Below are 17,988 nucleotides of genomic sequence, written 5' to 3'. Positions count from 1 at the left end.
CCGAAGAGTTCGCTAAATTTTAAGCATAGATATTTAACTTGCCGTTCTTAATAAGAACATTGGAGGAATGCAGTGCAAACCTTTAACGCCGATCTTGCCATTATTGGGGCCGGGGGCGCTGGTTTACGTGCAGCAATAGCCGCAGCGGAAGCCAATCCCCAACTGAAAATCGCGCTGATCTCTAAGGTCTACCCGATGCGCAGCCACACGGTCGCCGCCGAGGGGGGCTCCGCCGCCGTCACCCAGGATCACGATACCTTCGACTACCACTTCCACGACACCGTCGCCGGCGGCGACTGGCTGTGTGAACAGGACGTGGTCGATCACTTCGTGCATCAGTGCCCGCGCGAGATGACCCAGCTCGAGCAGTGGGGCTGCCCGTGGAGCCGCAAACCGGACGGGTCGGTCAACGTGCGGCGCTTCGGCGGCATGAAGATCGAACGCACCTGGTTCGCCGCCGACAAGACCGGCTTCCACATGCTGCACACTCTGTTCCAGACCTCGCTGAAATACCCGCAGATCCAACGCTTCGACGAGCACTTCGTGCTGGATATCCTGGTGGATGACGGCCAGGCGCGTGGCCTGGTGGCGCTCAACATGATGGAAGGCACCCGCGTGCAGATCCGCGCCAACGCGGTGGTGATGGCCACCGGCGGCGCCGGGCGCGTCTACCGCTACAACACCAACGGCGGCATCGTTACCGGCGACGGCATGGGCATGGCGTTCCACCACGGCGTGCCGCTGCGCGACATGGAGTTCGTGCAATATCACCCGACCGGCCTGCCCGGTTCCGGCATCCTGATGACCGAGGGCTGCCGCGGCGAAGGCGGCATCCTGGTGAACAAGGACGGCTACCGTTACCTGCAAGATTACGGCATGGGCCCGGAAACCCCGCTGGGCGAGCCGAAGAACAAATACATGGAGCTGGGCCCGCGCGACAAAGTGTCCCAGGCCTTCTGGCACGAATGGCGCGCCGGCCGCACCATCGCCACCCCGCGCGGCGACGTGGTCTACCTCGATCTGCGCCACCTGGGCGAGAAAAAGCTGCTGGAGCGGCTGCCGTTCATCTGTGAACTGGCCAAGGCCTACGTCGGCGTCGACCCGGTGAAAGATCCGATCCCGGTGCGCCCTACCGCGCACTACACCATGGGCGGCATTGAAACCGACCAGAACTGCGAAACCCGCATCAAGGGGCTGTTCGCAGTCGGCGAATGTTCCTCCGTCGGCCTGCACGGCGCCAACCGTCTCGGCTCCAACTCGCTGGCAGAACTGGTGGTGTTCGGCCGCGTCGCCGGTGAGCAAGCGGCCCGCCGCGCGCTGGAAACCGCGCCGGCCAACGGCAGCGCGCTGGATGCGCAAACCCGCGACGTCGAAACCCGCCTGAGCAACCTGATGAAGCAGGAAGGCAACGAAAACTGGGCGAAGATCCGCGACGAAATGGGGCTGTCGATGGAAGAAGGCTGCGGCATCTACCGCACGCCGGAGCTGATGCAAAAAACCATCGATAAGCTGGCGGAGCTGAAAGAGCGCTTCAAGCGCGTCAACATCACCGACAACTCCAGCGTGTTCAATACCGATCTGCTGTACACCATCGAGCTGGGCTACGGCCTGGACGTCGCCGAATGCATGGCGCACTCCGCGTTTAACCGCAAAGAGTCGCGCGGCGCTCACCAACGCCTGGACGAAGGCTGCACCGAGCGTGACGACGTCAACTTCCTCAAGCATACGCTGGCGTTCCATAACCCGCAGGGTGCACCACGCCTCGAATACAGCGACGTGAAAATCACCAAGCTGCCGCCGGCCAAACGCGTCTACGGCGCAGAAGCCGAAGCGCAGGAGAAAAAGAATAAGGAGCAGGCAAATGGCTGAGATGCAAACCCTGAAGATCGACGTCATGCGCTATAACCCGGAACGCGACGCCGAGCCGCATTTCGTCACCTACGCCGTGCCTTACGACGAACAGACCTCGCTGCTCGACGCGCTGGGCTACATCAAGGACAACCTGGCGCCGGATCTCTCCTACCGCTGGTCCTGCCGCATGGCGATCTGCGGCTCCTGCGGCATGATGGTCAACCGCGTGCCGAAGCTGGCGTGCAAAACCTTCCTGCGCGATTACGTCGGCGGCATGAAGGTCGAAGCGCTGGGCAACTTCCCGATCGAGCGCGATCTGGTGGTCGACATGACCCACTTCATCGAAAGCCTGGAGGCGATCAAGCCTTACATCATCGGCAACGATCGCAAACCGGAAGACGGCCCGAACGTGCAGACCCCGGCGCAGATGGCCAAGTATCACCAGTTCTCCGGCTGCATCAACTGCGGCCTGTGCTACGCCGCGTGCCCGCAGTTCGGCCTCAACCCCGAGTTTATCGGCCCGGCGGCGATCACGCTGGCGCACCGCTACAACCTGGACAACCGCGACCACGGCAAGAAACAGCGCATGCCGCAGCTTAACGGCCAAAACGGCGTCTGGAGCTGCACCTTCGTCGGCTATTGCTCCGAAGTCTGTCCGAAACACGTCGATCCCGCCGCCGCCATCCAGCAGGGCAAGGTGGAGAGCGCCAAAGACTTCATGATCGCCATGCTGAAGCCGCAATAAGGGAGAAAAATTGCCATGACAACTCAACGTAAGCCCTATGTGCGCACCATGACGCCCACCTGGTGGCAAAAGCTCGGCTTCTACCGTTTCTACATGCTGCGCGAAGGCACCTCAGTGCTGGCGGTGTGGTTCAGCATCGTGCTGCTCTACGGCGTGTTCGCGCTGAAGGGCGGCGCCGAGAGCTGGGCCGGCTTCGTCGGCTTCTTGCAGAACCCGCTGGTGTTGTTGATCAACGTCGTCGCCCTGCTGGCGGCGGCGCTGCACACCAAAACCTGGTTCGATCTGGCGCCGAAGGCCGCCAATATCGTGGTCAACAGCGAGAAAATGGGGCCGGGCCCCATCGTGAAAGGGCTGTGGGCCGTCACGGTCGTCGTCAGCGTGGTCATCCTGGCCGTGGCCCTGATCTAATCCGGAGGAAACATGATAAATCAAGCACCTAAACGCTCCGACGAGCCGGTTTTCTGGGGATTGTTCGGCGCCGGCGGCATGTGGGGCGCGATCGTCGCACCGGCCATCGTGCTGCTGGTCGGCATTCTGCTGCCATTGGGGCTGTTCCCCGGTGAAGCACTGGGTTACGAGCGCGTGCTGGCGTTCTGCCAGAGCCTGATCGGCCGCCTGTTCCTGCTGCTGATGATCATTCTGCCGCTGTGGTGCGGCCTGCACCGCATCCACCATGCGATGCACGATCTGAAGATCCACGTACCGGCCGGCAAATGGGTGTTCTACGGTCTGGCGGCGATCCTCAGCGTGGTCACCGTTATCGGCGTCGTCACCCTGTAAACCGCTCAGGCGGCCAACGCCCGTTGGCCGCCCTTTTCTCATCGGCTACACTGTCTACTCGCCCCCGGTAAACAGGAGTCACCGATGCGTTTATGGTCAAAGCTTAGCGTCATGCTTTCTGCCCTGCTCTCCGTCGCTTGCAGCGTCTCCCCGCCCAAAGACATCAAGGTCGTGACCCCTTTCGACAGTCAGCGCTATCTCGGCACCTGGTACGAAATCGCGCGTCTGGATCATCGTTTTGAACGCGGTTTGCAGCAGGTGACCGCCCACTACAGCCCACGCGCCGACGGCGGGCTGAAAGTCATCAATCGCGGCTTCAATCCGCAGAAACAGCAATGGCAAGAAAGCGAAGGCAAAGCCTACTTTATCGGCTCACCGCAGGTCGCGGCGCTGAAAGTGTCGTTCTTCGGCCCCTTCTACGGCGGCTATAACGTGATTGCCCTGGACCCGGACTACCGCTACGCGCTGGTTTGCGGCCCAAACCGCGACTATCTGTGGATCCTGTCGCGCACCCCGACGCTTGACGCCGGCGTACGCGACAGCTTATTACAGACGGCCAAGGGCTACGGTTTCGCCACCGATGCGCTGATCTGGGTGCAACAGTCCGCCGATCAGTGACTGCTGAACTTCAGCCCCAGGATGCCGACCACGATCAGGCACAGGCTGATGATACGCGCGATATTGGTCGACTCGCCCAACAGCACCATGCCCATGATGGCCGCGCCCACCGCGCCGATGCCGGTCCACACCGCATAGGCGGTGCCGGCGGGCAGCGTTTTCATGGCGTTGGCCAACAGCAACATGCTGACCACCATCGCGGCGATGGTGATGATGCTCGGCGTCAGCCGGGTAAAACCGTGGGTGTATTTCAGACCGATAGCCCAAACCACTTCGAGCAAACCGGCGATAAGCAGAATAATCCAGGCCATGAGACGGCCTCCCTACCACTGGGGTCGTCCCCGATATAATGACGCGTAAACGGGTCGTCCCGTTCAGCGGGGTGATGAACGGCGGGTAACCTCACCCGCACTGCGGCAGGATAGCAGCAGCGTTAACGCTCAGGCAAGAGGAGGAATGCGGCGGCCCTCCGCGCGCGGAACGCCGCCGGGTGGAGAACGGATTATTCCGCGCTGCGCTGAATGGCCTTGCCGCCGGCCTGTATGTCCTCACCCACGCCGCGGGTGGTGTTACAGGCGGTCAACGAGGTCAAAATCATCAAAGAGAAGATCGCGATAATACTTTTCTTCAGCATAAGAAAGTCCTTATTTGTCGTTGATGAAAAAGTACGGCTTTCTAAGCTTAGTCAAAATTGGCGCAGAGAGTGGGATCGCCACCGGCTTTGTGGCGCAAATACATCGGGTTAAAGGGCGGGATCAGCCGGCCGTGCGGGAGATGGCGCCGCCGAGATGCTGAACGTCTTCGCCGAAACCGCGAAACGTATTGCAACCGCTAAGGGAGAAAAGGAACAACAGGGAGAGCACGGCCAACAACGTTTTCTTGAACATGCGGGTTTTCTGCCAACGAACGGGGATGGGATAAAACAGAGGAACCGCGGGGGTTCCTCTGTTTTGAAACTTATTTAACGCGAGAAACGTATTCGCCAGAGCGAGTGTCAACTTTGATCACTTCGCCGATCTGGACGAACAACGGCACTTTAACCACGGCGCCGGTGCTCAGGGTAGCCGGCTTGCCGCCAGTCCCTGCGGTATCGCCTTTCAGGCCCGGATCGGTATCGGTGATTTCCGCTTCGATGAAGTTCGGCGGCTGAACGGCGATTGGACGGCCATCCCACAGGGTGATGATGCACTCTGCGTTGTCCTGCAGCCATTTGGCCGCATCGCCTACGGTTTTGCCGTCAACCTGATGCTGTTCGAAAGACTCAGGGTGCATGAAGTGGTAGAACTCACCGTCGCTGTACAGGTAGTTCATGTTGGTGTCCATCACGTCTGCGCCTTCGCAAGAATCGGTAGACTTGAAGGTTTTTTCCACGCGGGTGCCGGTCAGCAGACGACGCATTTTCACGCGTGCAAACGCCTGGCCTTTGCCCGGCTTAACGAACTCACTGGCTTCGACGGCGTAAGGTTCGCCCTCGAACATGATTTTAAGACCCGGACGGAAATCGTTGCTAGAATAAGTCGCCATGATGGCCCTCTGAATATTTGAACTGGTAGCTTAGCCAAAAAAATGGCACACATTATAACCCAAAGTACGGCACATAGAGAAGATTGGTTGCATCAACTCGCCGATGTTATTACCGATCCTGATGAATTACTGCAGCTTTTGTCACTGAATACGCACCCGGAACTGCCGCAGGGGCGCGATGCCCGCCGGCTGTTCGCCCTGCGCGTGCCGCGCGCCTTCGCCGCACGCATGCGCCCCGGGGATGCCAACGACCCGCTGCTGCGCCAGGTGCTGACCGCCAGAGAGGAGTTCATCAACGCCCCAGGGTTCACCACCGATCCGCTCGATGAGCAGCGCAGCGTGGTGCCGGGCCTGCTGCACAAATACCGCAATCGCGCACTGCTGCTGGTCAAGGGCGGCTGTGCGGTCAACTGCCGTTACTGCTTCCGCCGCCACTTCCCCTATCAGGATAATCAGGGCAATAAGAACAACTGGCGGCAGGCACTGGATTATATCCGCCAACACCCGGAACTGGACGAGATCATTTTTTCCGGCGGCGATCCGCTGATGGCCAAAGACAGCGAGCTGGAATGGCTGGTTGGCGAACTGGAGGCCATCCCGCACCTGAAACGCCTGCGCATCCACACCCGTTTGCCGGTGGTGATCCCGGCGCGCATCACGCCGGCGCTGTGCCGCCTGCTGTCGGCCTCACGCCTGCAGGTGCTGATGGTCACGCACATCAACCACGCCAACGAAATTGACCGCGATCTGCAAAGCGCCATGGCGCAGCTGCGCCTCGCCGGCGTCACGCTGCTCAACCAGAGCGTGCTGCTGCGCGACGTCAACGACGATGCCGACACGCTGGCGGCGCTCAGCAACGCGCTGTTCGACGCCGGTATCCTGCCTTACTACATCCACGTGCTGGACAAGGTGCAGGGCGCGGCGCACTTCATGGTCAGCGACGATGAAGCGCGCGCCATCATGCAAGCGCTGCTGAGCAAGGTGTCCGGCTATCTGGTGCCGCGCCTGACGCGCGAAGTGGGCGGCGAACCGAGCAAAACGCCGATCGATCTGCGCCTGATGCAGGAGTGACGCGCGCCAAGTCCCCCAACGAAAAGAGGAATGCCGTGGCATTCCTCTTTTTTATCTCTTTGCGGCTCCGGCCTCAGCGCCTTACGGACACTTGTAAACCTGGCCGACCATTTTGCTGTCCAGCGGTGCGAAGCTGGAGAGCAGATTCTGGCTCGGGCTGTTGGCGCCGTAGATTACGTTGCCGCCCATGGCCGCCGCCTTGTTGCGCAGATCGTTGGCCGCACCGCGCATGGAGCTGCCTTCACCGCCGTTGCCGGACAGCCAGTTGCTCTGGGTGCCGGTCACTTCCCCCAGCAGCTGGCATTCCGCCGCCGGCTTGCTGTCGGTGAACTTGATCTGCTGACCCGCAGCGGTCAGTTCATGAGTGGTGCTGCAACCCGCCAGCAGCATCGCTGCCGAGAGACCCAGTAAGGCTTTAATCCGCATCTTGTTCCCCATTCGATGTTGAGAATTACGCAAAAGCTTATCAGAAAGCGATGCCATCTCTTAAGCATCCGTTGCCACGCGAGCGGGCCAACGTCTTGAGCGACAGCTGATGACTTACCAGTTTACCAGCTAAATCGCCCCGGGCGGCAAAAATATCATCAAATACAGTGCGGCGGCGTTAGGCCCAAGCGGCAACGGCCGCCGATGCCTGCGCCTCCACGTCGCCCTGGTGCGGTTCCCCCTCCGCCAGTTGGAATACCGCCACCGCCTGCGCCAGCAGGGCCGCCTGCTCCTCCACGCCGACGGCGGTGGTCGCCACCTCCTCCACCAGCGCGGCGTTCTGCTGGGTCACCTGATCCATCTGGGTCACCGCTACCCCGACCTGCTCGACGCCCTTGCTTTGCTCTTCCGACGCGTACGAGATGTTATCCATCAGCGACGTCACCTGGTTCACCGAGCCAACGATGGCATTCATCGTCTCGCCTGCCTGCTCCACCAAGCGCACGCCGGCGGCGATATCGCCGGTCACGCCGTCGACCAAGCTGCTGATTTCCTTGGCCGAAGTCGCGCAGCGCTGCGCCAGATTGCGCACCTCGCCGGCCACCACCGCAAAACCCCGCCCCTGTTCACCGGCCCGCGCGGCCTCCACGGCGGCGTTCAGCGCCAGGATATTGGTCTGGAAGGCGATGCCGTCGATCACGCTGGTAATATCCCCCACCTGACGCGCGCTGTCGTTGATCGCCCGCATCTTGTCGACCGCGCTGGCCATCAGCGTTTCGCCGTTGCGGGCAATGCCGGCGGTCTGATTGACCATCCCGGCGGCCTGGTTGGCGTTATCGGCGTTTTGCCGCACCGTCGCGGTGATCTGTTCCATGCTGGCGGCGGTTTCCGTCAGCGCGCTGGCCTGTTCTTCCGTGCGGCTGGAAAGATCGGCGTTGCCGACGGCGATCTCGTGCGTACCGTGGTTGATCGACTCCACGCCGTCACGCACCTGCTGCACGGTGGCGCTCAGTTCCTGCTGCATCGTTCGCAGGCTGGCAAACAGCATGCCGATCTCATTGTTGTTGCGTACCGCGATCTCGCAGCGCAGATCGCCGCGCCCAACCTTTTGCAAGTGTTCGGCGATCTGGCGCAGCGGCAGGATCAAGCGCCGGCGGAAATCACGTTGCACGGCGACCAGCAGCAGCAGGATCGCCGCCAGGGTGCCGCTCAGCAGGCGTGCAAAGACTTTTTGGGTCTGCTCCGCCTCTTCCACCGCCAGACGATGGGCGGCCACCGTGGCCCGCATGTAGTCGGCAAACTGGCTATCCAGCCGCTGGCGCACCTGGCGCTTCTCTGCCGCCATAGCGTGCAGCCGCTCGATCAGCGCCACCTGCGGCGTGTCGGCCAACAGCGTCAGCTCTTGCTTCAGCACCGCCTGCTGCGCCAGGTAGACCTTTTTCATCGCCTCGCCCAGATCCGGGCGCGATACCGTCAGGCCCGGCGTCTCCCAGAACAGGTTGAACGCGACGTCAGCGCTGCGCAGCTCGTTACGTGCCTCAATAATGCCCTGCCGGATATCGGCGGCGTCCGTCTGCGCCATGCGCTCGAACGCCATGTTGTCGATCAGCGTCTGCGTTTGCAGCAAAGCACGCCAACTGCGGTTCAGCGCGGCTTCCTCGTCGGAGAAAGTGCTCATCCTGCCGATGCTGTTGCCGTTTTGCTGCATGAAATAGAAGGCGATGGCGCCGGTTCCCATGGGCATCAAGCCCAACAGCAACAGCATCAACATCAGCCAGGTGGCTATTTTCATATTTTTCAGCATAAGTCGTCTCCGTTGACAGTCACACCGGCGAGGGAAAATTCCCCGCCTGGTAGGGGCTATATCGGTACGAAACGACAACGGTTTAGGGTAAAAGCAAAATAATGAAATAATTCATTCAGTGAACTAATAACAAGCTAAATAAACATTCTTTTTATTGATTTTTAAGATAAAAAAAACCCCGGTCGTTTGACCGGGGTTCTCAGCACACAAGCGTGTGGGGGATGATTACATCATGCCGCCCATACCGCCCATGCCACCCATGCCGCCTGCTGCGCCCAGATCCGGTGCGTCAGCCTTCGGCAGATCGGTGACCATGCATTCGGTGGTGATCATCAGGCCAGCCACGGAAGCCGCGTACTGCAGAGCAGAACGGGTCACTTTGGTTGGATCCAGGATACCCATCGCGATCATGTCGCCGTATTCTTCAGAGTAAGCGTTGTAGCCGTAGCTGCCTTCGCCCGCTTTCACCTGGTTGGCGATAACGGAAGCTTCTTCACCGGCGTTGACCACGATCTGACGCAGAGGGGCTTCCATTGCGCGCAGCGCAACTTTGATACCCACGTTCTGGTCTTCGTTGTCGCCTTTCAGCGCGGCGATTTTGCCTGCAACGCGGATCAGCGCTACGCCACCGCCGGCCACCACGCCTTCTTCCACTGCAGCGCGGGTCGCGTGCAGGGCGTCTTCAACGCGGGCTTTCTTCTCTTTCATTTCAACTTCAGTGGCTGCGCCAACCTTGATAACGGCAACGCCGCCGGCCAGTTTCGCTACGCGCTCCTGCAGTTTTTCACGATCGTAGTCAGAGGTCGCTTCTTCGATCTGCTGACGAATTTGAGCAACGCGGCCCTGGATGGTCGCTTCGTCGCCCACGCCATCGATGATGATGGTAGTGTCTTTGTTGATCACAACGCGTTTTGCCTGGCCCAGGTCTTCCAGGGTGGCCTTTTCCAGCTCCAGACCGATCTCTTCAGAGATAACGGTACCGGCAGTCAGGGTCGCGATGTCCTGCAGCATGGCTTTACGGCGGTCGCCGAAGCCAGGCGCCTTAACGGCAGCCACTTTCACGATGCCGCGCATGGTGTTGACCACCAGGGTCGCCAGCGCTTCGCCTTCTACGTCTTCAGCGATGATCAGCAGCGGTTTGCCTGCTTTGGCAACGGCTTCCAGCACCGGCAGCATTTCGCGGATGTTGGAGATCTTTTTGTCAGCCAGCAGGATGAACGGGCTTTCCAGCTCAACAGAACCGGTTTCCGGCTTGTTGATGAAGTATGGGGACAGGTAACCGCGGTCGAACTGCATACCTTCAACCACGTCCAGCTCGTCTTGCAGGCCGGTGCCTTCTTCAACGGTGATAACGCCTTCTTTGCCCACTTTCTCCATCGCTTCCGCGATCAGTTTACCCACGGTTTCGTCGGAGTTGGCGGAGATGGTGCCTACCTGAGCGATAGCTTTGGAATCGGAGCAAGGTACGGACAGTTTTTTCAGTTCTTCAACCGCAGCGACAACCGCTTTGTCGATGCCGCGCTTCAGGTCCATCGGGTTCATGCCTGCAGCAACCGCTTTCAGGCCTTCGGTGATGATGGATTGCGCCAGCACGGTTGCCGTGGTGGTGCCGTCGCCCGCCGCGTCGTTCGCTTTGGAGGCCACTTCTTTCACCATCTGTGCACCCATGTTCTCGAACTTGTCTTCCAGTTCGATTTCACGCGCAACGGAAACGCCGTCTTTGGTGATGGTCGGTGCGCCGAAAGATTTATCCAGCACTACGTTGCGGCCTTTCGGGCCCAGAGTCACTTTTACTGCATCAGCGAGAACATTCACGCCGCGGAGCATTTTCACGCGAGCGTCATTGCCGAATTTTACGTCTTTAGCTGCCATTGGTATTTCCCTTCAACTCGTTCAGTTCAGAAGATAAAGCGCAATTACGCTTCAACAATTGCCAGAATGTCGCTTTCGGACATGATCAACACTTCTTCATTGTCGATCTTCTCTGCTTTCACGCCGTAGCCGTCGTTGAAAATCACGATATCGCCAACTTTCACATCCAGCGGTTGGATGTTGCCGCTTTCCAGCACACGCCCTTTACCCACTGCAACCACTTCACCGCGAGTGGATTTACCCGCCGCAGAGCCAGTCAGGACGATGCCGCCAGCAGATTTTGATTCAACTTCTTTGCGCTTGACGATAACGCGGTCATGCAATGGACGAATACTCATTGAACGCTCTCCTGTAAGAAGGTCTCTATCAGATTTAGGGTTGTACACCGGATGGTTGTTATTACCGGCCTCGTGGGATTTGAGATGGGGGCGTTCCAGCCCCCTTCAAGGGGGCTAGCGAAAAAAATTTCGCATTTTTGGTCGCGCGGGTGCTACAGAGATGAAAAACGCGGCCTGAGCCGCGTTTGCTTAACGATCGTGAGGCTTGCGCTCCTCGTCCGGGCGGTGTTCCAGCACCGGGCGTTCGTCGTCCTTGCGCTGAAATTCGCCGTCGAAGGTGTTGCCGTTGGCGGCGTCGCCGCCCGTCCAACCGCCGGGGCGATAAACCGACAGGTGCGGCATCAGCTTCAGCGTCAACGATTTTTGCACCGGCGGCAGCAGCAGCAACAGGCCGAGGAAGTCGGTAAAGAAGCCCGGAATCAGCAGCAGGAAGCCCGCCAGCACCAGCGAAACGCTTTTCACCATTTCCGCCGCCGGGCTTTCGCCGGCCGCCAGTTTTTGCTGCATCTGCACGAAGGTTTTCATGCCCTGATTGCGCACCAGCGAGATGCCGACACAGGAGCTGAACACCACCAGCAGCAGGGTGACAGCCACGCCGAGCACGGCGGCGACTTTGATAAAGATGGATATTTCTATGTAAGCCAGCAGAAATATCAGCAGTAGCGGTAACCAGCGCACCTGGTTCTCCTATCGGTAGGTAAAGCGCGGCCGCCACGGGGCGACGGCGCGAAAAAAGAGGCCGTAAACGGCCGACACCATTACAATGAGGGCATCACCCCACCATTTCAACCGAGAGCCGGTTTTTATTGCTAAAGTTCACAAACGTGAAAGAAGTCACAGAACCGGAAAAGGGCATATCCTTAAACACCATAAGGTGATCTGGATTCAGTCATTTCTTACCAACCAGCATATGATCTGGGCAGCAACGGGCGATTTGGTTAATCGTTTCACGCCCCAAGCCTTCGGCAATATTAATTTAGGCTGTGCCCTTACTAGCCTTGACCTGACAAATTATTAATTCGGCAGCAACACATAGAGAAGGTTCTCATGTCAAACAACATTCGTATCGAAGAAGACCTGTTAGGAACACGTGAAGTCCCCGCAGACGCTTACTACGGAGTTCACACTCTGCGTGCGATTGAAAACTTCTACATCAGCAACAGCAAAATCAGCGATGTCCCCGAGTTCGTTCGCGGCATGGTGATGGTGAAAAAGGCCGCGGCGATGGCCAACAAAGAACTCAAAACCATCCCGCGCAAAATCGCCGACGTGATCATCCAGGCCTGCGACGAGGTGCTGGATAAAGGCAAATGCATGGATCAGTTCCCGGTGGACGTGTTCCAGGGCGGCGCAGGCACCTCGCTGAACATGAACACCAACGAAGTGCTGGCGAACATCGGCCTGGAGCTGATGGGCCATCAAAAAGGCGAATACCAGTACCTGAACCCGAACGATCACCTCAATAAGTGCCAGTCCACCAACGACGCCTACCCGACCGGGTTCCGCATCGCGGTGTACGCCTCCAACCAGAAACTGATCGATGCCATCAACCAGCTGCGTGAAGGCTTCGACCGCAAGGCGAAAGAGTTCGAAACCATCCTGAAAATGGGCCGCACCCAGCTGCAAGACGCAGTGCCGATGACCCTCGGCCAGGAGTTCCACGCCTTCAGCGTGCTGCTGAACGAAGAGACCCGCAACCTGCACCGCACCGCGGAGCTGCTGCTGGAAGTGAACCTGGGCGCCACCGCCATCGGCACCGCACTCAACACCCCGGAAGGCTATCAGCCGCTGGCGGTGCAAAAACTGGCGGAAGTCAGCGGCCTGCCGGTGGTGCCGGCGGAAGACCTGATCGAGGCCACCTCCGACTGCGGCGCCTACGTGATGGTGCACAGCGCGCTCAAACGCCTGGCGGTGAAACTGTCCAAAATCTGCAACGACCTGCGCCTGCTCTCCTCCGGCCCGCGCGCCGGCCTGAACGAAATCAACCTGCCTGAGCTGCAGGCGGGATCGTCCATCATGCCGGCCAAAGTGAACCCGGTCGTGCCGGAAGTGGTCAATCAGGTGTGTTTCAAGGTGATTGGCAACGACACTTGCGTTACCATGGCGGCCGAAGCGGGCCAGCTGCAGTTGAACGTGATGGAGCCGGTGATCGGCCAGGCGATGTTCGAGTCGATCCACATCCTGACCAACGCCTGCTACAACCTGCTGGAAAAATGCATTAACGGCATCACCGCGAATAAAGAAGTCTGCGAACACTACGTCTTCAACTCGATCGGTATCGTCACCTATCTGAACCCGTTCATCGGCCACCATAACGGTGACATCGTCGGGAAGATCTGCGCCGAAACCGGCAAGAGCGTGCGTGAAGTGGTGCTGGAACGCGGCCTGCTGACCGAAGCCGAGCTGGATGACATCTTCTCCGTGGAGAACCTGATGCACCCGGCCTATAAAGCCAAACGCTATACGGATGAAAATGAACAATAACAGACCTACCCGGTAGCCCTGAAAGGCACGCTAAATCCTCTGGATAGCGTGCCTTTTTACTTTCCGGCGCCCACAAAATTTTAACGTTTGATTTTCAATTTCTCTCATTTTAAGGAGTAAACACTATGCTAGCCTTGGAATTGGTTATCGTTCTGCTGGCCATCTTTTTAGGGGCCAGGTTGGGCGGTATCGGTATCGGGTTCGCGGGGGGATTGGGCGTTCTGGTCCTGGCGCTGATCGGCGTCAAGCCGGGCAGCATTCCCTTCGACGTGATTTCCATCATCATGGCGGTGATCGCGGCGATCTCCGCGATGCAGGTCGCCGGGGGGATGGACTATCTGGTGCAGCAGACCGAAAAGCTGCTGCGCAAGAACCCCAAGCACATCACCATTCTCGCCCCTATCGTCACCTACTTCCTGACCATCTTCGCCGGCACCGGCAACATCTCGCTCTCGGCGCTGCCGGTGATCGCCGAAGTGGCGAAAGAACAGGGCATCAAGCCTTGCCGGCCGCTGTCCACCGCCGTGGTGTCCGCCCAGATCGCCATCACCGCCTCGCCGATCTCCGCCGCGGTGGTGTACATGTCTTCGGTGATGGAAGGCCACGGCGTCAGCTACCTGCACCTGCTGATGGTGGTGATCCCGTCCACCTTCTGCGCCGTGCTGGTGATGTCGCTGCTGGTGACCTGGCTGTTCGACTCCAAGCTGTCTAACGATCCGGTGTACCTGAAACGCCTGGAAGAAGGCCTGATCACCCTGCGCGGCAACAACGCGCTGGCGATCAAACCGCGCGCCAAAGCCTCGGTGCTGCTGTTCCTGCTGGGCGTGCTGTGCGTGGTGGCTTACGCCATCATCAACAGCCCGGGCCTGGGCCTGGTGGCCAAGCCGCTGATGAACACCACCAACGCCATCCTGATCATCATGCTGAGCGTCGCCACGCTGACCACCCTGCTGTGCCGCGTCGACACCGACATGGTGCTGAACTCCAGCACCTTCAAGGCCGGCATGAGCGCCTGTATTTGTATCCTCGGCGTCGCCTGGCTGGGCGATACCTTCGTGCAGGCCAACATCGACTGGATCAAAGAGACGGCCGGCAGCGTCATTCAGGCGCACCCGTGGCTGCTGGCGGTGATCTTCTTCTTCTGCTCGGCGCTGCTGTACTCGCAGGCCGCTACCGCCAAGGCGCTGATGCCGATGGCGCTGGCGCTGAACGTATCACCGCTGACCGCCGTCGCCTCCTTCGCCGCCGTCTCCGGCCTGTTCATCCTGCCGACCTACCCAACGCTGGTCGCCGCGGTGCAGATGGACGATACCGGCACCACGCGCATCGGCCGCTTCGTGTTCAACCATCCGTTCTTCATTCCCGGCACCATGGGCGTGATCTTCGCCGTGGTATTCGGCTTCCTGCTCGGCAGCATCATGCTGTAACGCCTCGACCGGGGCTGCGGCCCCGGTTTTCCTTCTGGCGATAAACTCGCCTTCTAGCCAATCCGCCTTCAGGGTATAGTGCCCATTCGAACCGATGAGAGGGCTGAAGATGTCTGATTGCGAAGCTGTCGTCATACTCTGTACCGCACCCGATGAAGCCAGCGCCCAGGAACTGGCGGCGCGGGTCCTGGGCGATAAGCTGGCGGCCTGCGCCACGCTGCTGCCCGGCGCTACCTCGCTGTATTACTGGGAGGGGAAACTGGAACAGGAATACGAAGTGCAGATGCTGTTCAAAAGCGATCGCCGCCGTCAGCAGGCCCTGCTCGACACCCTGAAACAACATCACCCTTACCAGACGCCCGAACTGCTGGTGCTGCCGGTGATGGCCGGAGATAAAGACTACCTGTTATGGATCAACGCTTCCTTAAACTGATTTTGCTGCTGTGCAGCCTGTTCTTCCTGCCGCAGGCGGCGCAGGCTTCGCTGTTCGCGCCGAAGGGCGGCAGCCAGTTCGTGCCTGTCGATCAGGCCTTCGCCTTCGATTTCAAACAGCAAGGCAGCCAGGTAACGCTGAACTGGCAGATCCGCCCCGGCTACTACCTGTATCGCCAGCAGATCAAACTGGTGCCGCAGCAGGCGACGCTCGGCGCCTTTACCCTGCCCGAAGGGGTGAGCCACAAGGACGAGTTCTTCGGCGAAGTGGCGATTTTCAAACAACAGCTGAATCTGCAGGTGCCGCTGCAACAGGCGGCGGCCAACGCCAGCCTCAGCGTCACCTATCAGGGCTGCGCCGAGGCCGGCTTCTGCTATCCGCCGGAAACCCGGATCATCCCGCTGGACGCGGTCAGCGCCGGCGCGGCCGCCCCGCTCCCGGCGGTTGACACCGCACCAACCGAACAGCCCGCTACGCCGGCCAGCCTGCCGTTCTCGCCGCTGTGGGCGCTGCTGATCGGTATCGGCATCGCCTTCACCCCGTGCGTGCTGCCGATGTACCCGCTGATCTCCGGCATCATCCTCGGCCGCGACCGGCCGCAAAGCAGCGGCCGCATTCTGGCGCTGGCGGTGGTTTACGTGCAAGGCATGGCGCTCACCTACACCCTGCTGGGGCTGGTGGTGGCCGCCGCCGGCCTGCAGTTCCAGGCGGCGCTGCAGCACCCTTACGTGCTGATCGGCCTGTCGGTGCTGTTTATCGCGCTGGCGCTGTCGATGTTCGGCCTCTATTCCCTGCAGCTGCCCTCGGCGCTGCAAACCCGGCTGGCGAACTGGAGCAACACCCAGCGCGGCGGCTCACTGGCCGGCGTGTTCCTGATGGGCGCCCTGGCCGGGCTGATTTGCTCGCCCTGCACCACCGCGCCGCTCAGCGCCATCCTGCTGTATATCGCCCAGAGCGGTAACCTGTGGGCCGGCGGCGGCACGCTGTACCTGTACGCACTGGGAATGGGCATTCCGCTGGTGATCGTCACCCTGTTCGGCAACCGCCTGCTGCCGCGCAGCGGCCCGTGGATGCAGTACGTGAAAGAGGCCTTCGGCTTCGTCATTCTGGCGCTGCCGGTGTTCCTGCTGGAGCGGGTGATCGGCGATCTGTGGGGCCTGCGCCTGTGGAGCCTGCTCGGCCTGGCGTTCTTCGGTTGGGCCTTCGCCCTGAGCCTGAGAAGCGCGCGCGGCTGGGCACGCGCCCTGCAGCTGCTTCTGCTGGCGGCGGCGGTGATCGCCGCGCGGCCGCTGCAGGACTGGGCCTTCGGCGCCGATCAGGCGCAGCAGGCGGCTCAACCGCACCTGACGTTTACCCGTATCAACAACGTCGAGCAGTTAGATCTGGCGCTGCAGCAGGCGCGGGGCAAACCGGTGATGCTGGACCTGTACGCCGACTGGTGCGTAGCCTGTAAAGAGTTCGAGAAATACACCTTCAGCGATGCGGCGGTGCAGGCGAGCCTGGCCAACGCGGTGCTGCTGCAGGCGGATGTGACTGCCAACGGTGCGGAACAGGCGGCGCTGCTGAAGCACCTGCAGGTGCTGGGGTTGCCGACGATCCTGTTCTTCGATCCGGCGGGCCAGGAGCTGACGGCCCAGCGGGTCACCGGTTTTATGAAGGCGGAAGCCTTCAACACGCATTTGCAGAAAGTGATGCGATAAATAACACTGAGGTTCTGAACCGAAGAGGAGGAAGCACAAGTGCAACGTGAACACGTCCTTGATACCGCGCTGGGCCTGTTGGAACAACAGGGCCTGGCGACCGCCACATTAGAGATGCTGGCGGAAAAACTCGACGTTCAGCCCGGCGATCTCAAACGGTTCTGGCCGGATCGCGAAGCGCTGCTGTACGACTGCCTGCGCTACCACGGCCAACAGATCGACACCTGGCGCCGCCAGCTGCTGCTGGACGAAAACCTGAGCCCGCAGCAAAAGTTGCTGGCGCGCTATGACGTGCTGGCGGAATACGTGCAGCAAGACCGTTACCCCGGCTGCCTGTTTATCGCTGCCTGCAGCTTCTTCCCGGAAACGGATCACCCGATCCATCAGTTGGCGGAGCAGCAAAAGCTGACCTCGCTGGAGCTGACCCGCGAACTGCTGCGCGACATGGACGCCGACGATGCCGACATGGTGGCGCAGCAAATGGAATTGATTCAGGAAGGCTGCCTGAGCAAACTGCTGATAAAACGCCAGCTCCAGGACGTATCGGTCGCCAAACGGCTGGCGGAAGACATCTTGCAGGTGGCACAGTGCCGCCGCAACGGGGCGCTGAGCTGAGCGAGCCGCGCTTACGGCGCCGCCAACCCAAGGTGATAGCCACAGCAGGCGCATTTTTTGCGCCCTTTGCCTGAAAAGCCAGCAACCGGAGGCATTTTAACGTCTTTCACGCATAAAGCCGTTGACGGCCATCGGCCAATACGGTTTAATGCTGCCCGTTGCCCGGATAGCTCAGTCGGTAGAGCAGGGGATTGAAAATCCCCGTGTCCTTGGTTCGATTCCGAGTCCGGGCACCATATTTAGAGAACCCAGCCTATGGCTGGGTTTTTGCTTTTCAGGGACAGGACTCTCCATCGAACT

At 60.1% G+C, this 17,988-nt stretch carries 20 protein-coding genes and 1 tRNA gene; 12 read left to right on the top strand and 9 right to left on the bottom strand.

What is annotated here, in order from left to right; translation table 11 throughout:
* Positions 1 to 72 precede the first annotated feature (72 nt).
* The 5 genes from frdA to blc all read left to right on the top strand — a co-directional run bounded on the left by frdA (position 73) and on the right by blc (position 3,994).
* Positions 73 to 1,869, top strand: a complete 1,797-nt coding sequence (gene frdA / locus QOL81_RS12230) for a fumarate reductase (quinol) flavoprotein subunit (RefSeq protein ID WP_038879239.1) — start codon at positions 73 to 75, stop codon at positions 1,867 to 1,869.
* Positions 1,862 to 2,596: a succinate dehydrogenase/fumarate reductase iron-sulfur subunit gene (locus QOL81_RS12225; protein WP_070914371.1), complete on the top strand. Its 735-nt coding sequence runs from the start codon at positions 1,862 to 1,864 to the stop codon at positions 2,594 to 2,596. Before frdA ends, QOL81_RS12225 begins: the two co-directional genes overlap by 8 nt.
* Positions 2,597 to 2,611: 15 nt before the next feature.
* Entirely contained in the window at positions 2,612 to 3,004 is a 393-nt protein-coding gene (gene frdC, locus QOL81_RS12220; protein WP_038879241.1) for a fumarate reductase subunit FrdC, read from the top strand.
* A 12-nt stretch (positions 3,005 to 3,016) separates the two neighbouring features.
* Positions 3,017 to 3,376 carry a fumarate reductase subunit FrdD gene (gene frdD / locus QOL81_RS12215; RefSeq protein ID WP_004929672.1) on the top strand — a complete coding sequence of 120 codons (360 nt, stop codon included), beginning with the start codon at positions 3,017 to 3,019 and terminating at the stop codon, positions 3,374 to 3,376.
* Between the two features lie 84 nt (positions 3,377 to 3,460).
* Positions 3,461 to 3,994, top strand: a complete 534-nt coding sequence (gene blc / locus QOL81_RS12210; RefSeq protein WP_038879243.1) for an outer membrane lipoprotein Blc — start codon at positions 3,461 to 3,463, stop codon at positions 3,992 to 3,994.
* Here the strand turns inward: blc and sugE are convergent.
* From sugE to efp, 4 genes are all read right to left on the bottom strand, one after another.
* On the bottom strand, positions 3,988 to 4,305 hold the full coding sequence (gene sugE / locus QOL81_RS12205; RefSeq protein ID WP_004929669.1) for a quaternary ammonium compound efflux SMR transporter SugE: 318 nt from the start codon (positions 4,303 to 4,305) through the stop codon (positions 3,988 to 3,990). The genes blc and sugE overlap by 7 nt on opposite strands.
* Positions 4,306 to 4,496: 191 nt before the next feature.
* Positions 4,497 to 4,628 carry an entericidin A/B family lipoprotein gene (locus tag QOL81_RS12200; protein ID WP_033636766.1) on the bottom strand — a complete coding sequence of 44 codons (132 nt, stop codon included), beginning with the start codon at positions 4,626 to 4,628 and terminating at the stop codon, positions 4,497 to 4,499.
* A gap of 121 nt (positions 4,629 to 4,749) precedes the next feature.
* On the bottom strand, positions 4,750 to 4,881 hold the full coding sequence (locus tag QOL81_RS12195) for an entericidin A/B family lipoprotein (RefSeq protein WP_049202118.1): 132 nt from the start codon (positions 4,879 to 4,881) through the stop codon (positions 4,750 to 4,752).
* Between the two features lie 70 nt (positions 4,882 to 4,951).
* Positions 4,952 to 5,518 (bottom strand): elongation factor P, encoded by a 567-nt coding sequence (gene efp / locus QOL81_RS12190; protein ID WP_004929666.1) that lies wholly within the window; start codon positions 5,516 to 5,518, stop codon positions 4,952 to 4,954.
* A 42-nt stretch (positions 5,519 to 5,560) separates the two neighbouring features.
* On the opposite strand from efp, the gene epmB reads away from it, so the two are divergent.
* The gene (epmB, locus tag QOL81_RS12185) at positions 5,561 to 6,589 is read left to right on the top strand and encodes an EF-P beta-lysylation protein EpmB (RefSeq protein WP_033636765.1); all 1,029 of its coding nucleotides are present in this window, start codon (positions 5,561 to 5,563) and stop codon (positions 6,587 to 6,589) included.
* A gap of 81 nt (positions 6,590 to 6,670) precedes the next feature.
* On the opposite strand, the gene QOL81_RS12180 is transcribed toward epmB, so the two are convergent.
* From QOL81_RS12180 to QOL81_RS12160, 5 genes are all read right to left on the bottom strand, one after another.
* Positions 6,671 to 7,015, bottom strand: a complete 345-nt coding sequence (locus QOL81_RS12180) for a DUF4156 domain-containing protein (protein WP_025305007.1) — start codon at positions 7,013 to 7,015, stop codon at positions 6,671 to 6,673.
* A 178-nt stretch (positions 7,016 to 7,193) separates the two neighbouring features.
* Complete coding sequence (locus tag QOL81_RS12175) at positions 7,194 to 8,819, bottom strand: methyl-accepting chemotaxis protein (protein WP_084826952.1); 1,626 nt, start codon at positions 8,817 to 8,819, stop codon at positions 7,194 to 7,196.
* A 225-nt stretch (positions 8,820 to 9,044) separates the two neighbouring features.
* The gene (gene groL / locus QOL81_RS12170) at positions 9,045 to 10,691 is read right to left on the bottom strand and encodes a chaperonin GroEL (protein ID WP_004929662.1); all 1,647 of its coding nucleotides are present in this window, start codon (positions 10,689 to 10,691) and stop codon (positions 9,045 to 9,047) included.
* Between the two features lie 44 nt (positions 10,692 to 10,735).
* Entirely contained in the window at positions 10,736 to 11,029 is a 294-nt protein-coding gene (locus tag QOL81_RS12165; protein WP_004952634.1) for a co-chaperone GroES, read from the bottom strand.
* Positions 11,030 to 11,218: 189 nt separating this feature from the next.
* Positions 11,219 to 11,707, bottom strand: a complete 489-nt coding sequence (locus QOL81_RS12160) for an FxsA family protein (RefSeq protein ID WP_019453406.1) — start codon at positions 11,705 to 11,707, stop codon at positions 11,219 to 11,221.
* A gap of 369 nt (positions 11,708 to 12,076) precedes the next feature.
* On the opposite strand from QOL81_RS12160, the gene aspA reads away from it, so the two are divergent.
* The 6 genes from aspA (at position 12,077) to QOL81_RS12130 (ending at position 17,924) form a co-directional block, all read left to right on the top strand.
* A complete protein-coding gene (gene aspA / locus QOL81_RS12155) occupies positions 12,077 to 13,513 on the top strand; it encodes an aspartate ammonia-lyase (RefSeq protein ID WP_004929659.1) in 1,437 nt (478 codons plus the stop codon).
* 125 nt (positions 13,514 to 13,638) lie between these two features.
* The gene (locus QOL81_RS12150) at positions 13,639 to 14,940 is read left to right on the top strand and encodes an anaerobic C4-dicarboxylate transporter (protein ID WP_038879248.1); all 1,302 of its coding nucleotides are present in this window, start codon (positions 13,639 to 13,641) and stop codon (positions 14,938 to 14,940) included.
* A 109-nt stretch (positions 14,941 to 15,049) separates the two neighbouring features.
* Positions 15,050 to 15,373: a divalent cation tolerance protein CutA gene (gene cutA / locus QOL81_RS12145; RefSeq protein WP_004929657.1), complete on the top strand. Its 324-nt coding sequence runs from the start codon at positions 15,050 to 15,052 to the stop codon at positions 15,371 to 15,373.
* Positions 15,349 to 17,073: a protein-disulfide reductase DsbD gene (locus QOL81_RS12140; RefSeq protein WP_197786207.1), complete on the top strand. Its 1,725-nt coding sequence runs from the start codon at positions 15,349 to 15,351 to the stop codon at positions 17,071 to 17,073. Before cutA ends, QOL81_RS12140 begins: the two co-directional genes overlap by 25 nt.
* Positions 17,074 to 17,112: 39 nt before the next feature.
* A complete protein-coding gene (gene dicD, locus QOL81_RS12135; protein ID WP_060440930.1) occupies positions 17,113 to 17,688 on the top strand; it encodes a division control transcriptional repressor DicD in 576 nt (191 codons plus the stop codon).
* Between the two features lie 160 nt (positions 17,689 to 17,848).
* Positions 17,849 to 17,924 (top strand) — tRNA-Phe (locus QOL81_RS12130).
* Positions 17,925 to 17,988 lie beyond the last annotated feature (64 nt).

It is taken from the genome of Serratia sp. CC22-02, assembly GCF_900182895.1.
Classification (GTDB): Bacteria; Pseudomonadota; Gammaproteobacteria; order Enterobacterales; family Enterobacteriaceae; genus Serratia; species Serratia nevei.
Note: the sequence above shows the minus strand (reverse complement) of the source record. Positions and strands in the feature narration are given on the sequence as shown.

What these genes read in the sequence shown, in the direction of transcription:
- QOL81_RS12225 (WP_070914371.1), top strand. Translation starts at nt 1,862, where the DNA reads ATGGCTGAGATGCAAACCCTGAAGATCGACGTCATGCGCTATAACCCG.
- frdC (WP_038879241.1), top strand. Translation starts at nt 2,612, where the DNA reads ATGACAACTCAACGTAAGCCCTATGTGCGCACCATGACGCCCACCTGG.
- frdD (WP_004929672.1), top strand. Translation starts at nt 3,017, where the DNA reads ATGATAAATCAAGCACCTAAACGCTCCGACGAGCCGGTTTTCTGGGGA.
- blc (WP_038879243.1), top strand. Translation starts at nt 3,461, where the DNA reads ATGCGTTTATGGTCAAAGCTTAGCGTCATGCTTTCTGCCCTGCTCTCC.
- sugE (WP_004929669.1), bottom strand. Translation starts at nt 4,305, where the DNA reads ATGGCCTGGATTATTCTGCTTATCGCCGGTTTGCTCGAAGTGGTTTGG.
- QOL81_RS12200 (WP_033636766.1), bottom strand. Translation starts at nt 4,628, where the DNA reads ATGCTGAAGAAAAGTATTATCGCGATCTTCTCTTTGATGATTTTGACC.
- QOL81_RS12195 (WP_049202118.1), bottom strand. Translation starts at nt 4,881, where the DNA reads ATGTTCAAGAAAACGTTGTTGGCCGTGCTCTCCCTGTTGTTCCTTTTC.
- efp (WP_004929666.1), bottom strand. Translation starts at nt 5,518, where the DNA reads ATGGCGACTTATTCTAGCAACGATTTCCGTCCGGGTCTTAAAATCATG.
- epmB (WP_033636765.1), top strand. Translation starts at nt 5,561, where the DNA reads ATGGCACACATTATAACCCAAAGTACGGCACATAGAGAAGATTGGTTG.
- QOL81_RS12180 (WP_025305007.1), bottom strand. Translation starts at nt 7,015, where the DNA reads ATGCGGATTAAAGCCTTACTGGGTCTCTCGGCAGCGATGCTGCTGGCG.
- QOL81_RS12175 (WP_084826952.1), bottom strand. Translation starts at nt 8,819, where the DNA reads ATGCTGAAAAATATGAAAATAGCCACCTGGCTGATGTTGATGCTGTTG.
- groL (WP_004929662.1), bottom strand. Translation starts at nt 10,691, where the DNA reads ATGGCAGCTAAAGACGTAAAATTCGGCAATGACGCTCGCGTGAAAATG.
- QOL81_RS12165 (WP_004952634.1), bottom strand. Translation starts at nt 11,029, where the DNA reads ATGAGTATTCGTCCATTGCATGACCGCGTTATCGTCAAGCGCAAAGAA.
- aspA (WP_004929659.1), top strand. Translation starts at nt 12,077, where the DNA reads ATGTCAAACAACATTCGTATCGAAGAAGACCTGTTAGGAACACGTGAA.
- QOL81_RS12150 (WP_038879248.1), top strand. Translation starts at nt 13,639, where the DNA reads ATGCTAGCCTTGGAATTGGTTATCGTTCTGCTGGCCATCTTTTTAGGG.
- cutA (WP_004929657.1), top strand. Translation starts at nt 15,050, where the DNA reads ATGTCTGATTGCGAAGCTGTCGTCATACTCTGTACCGCACCCGATGAA.
- QOL81_RS12140 (WP_197786207.1), top strand. Translation starts at nt 15,349, where the DNA reads ATGGATCAACGCTTCCTTAAACTGATTTTGCTGCTGTGCAGCCTGTTC.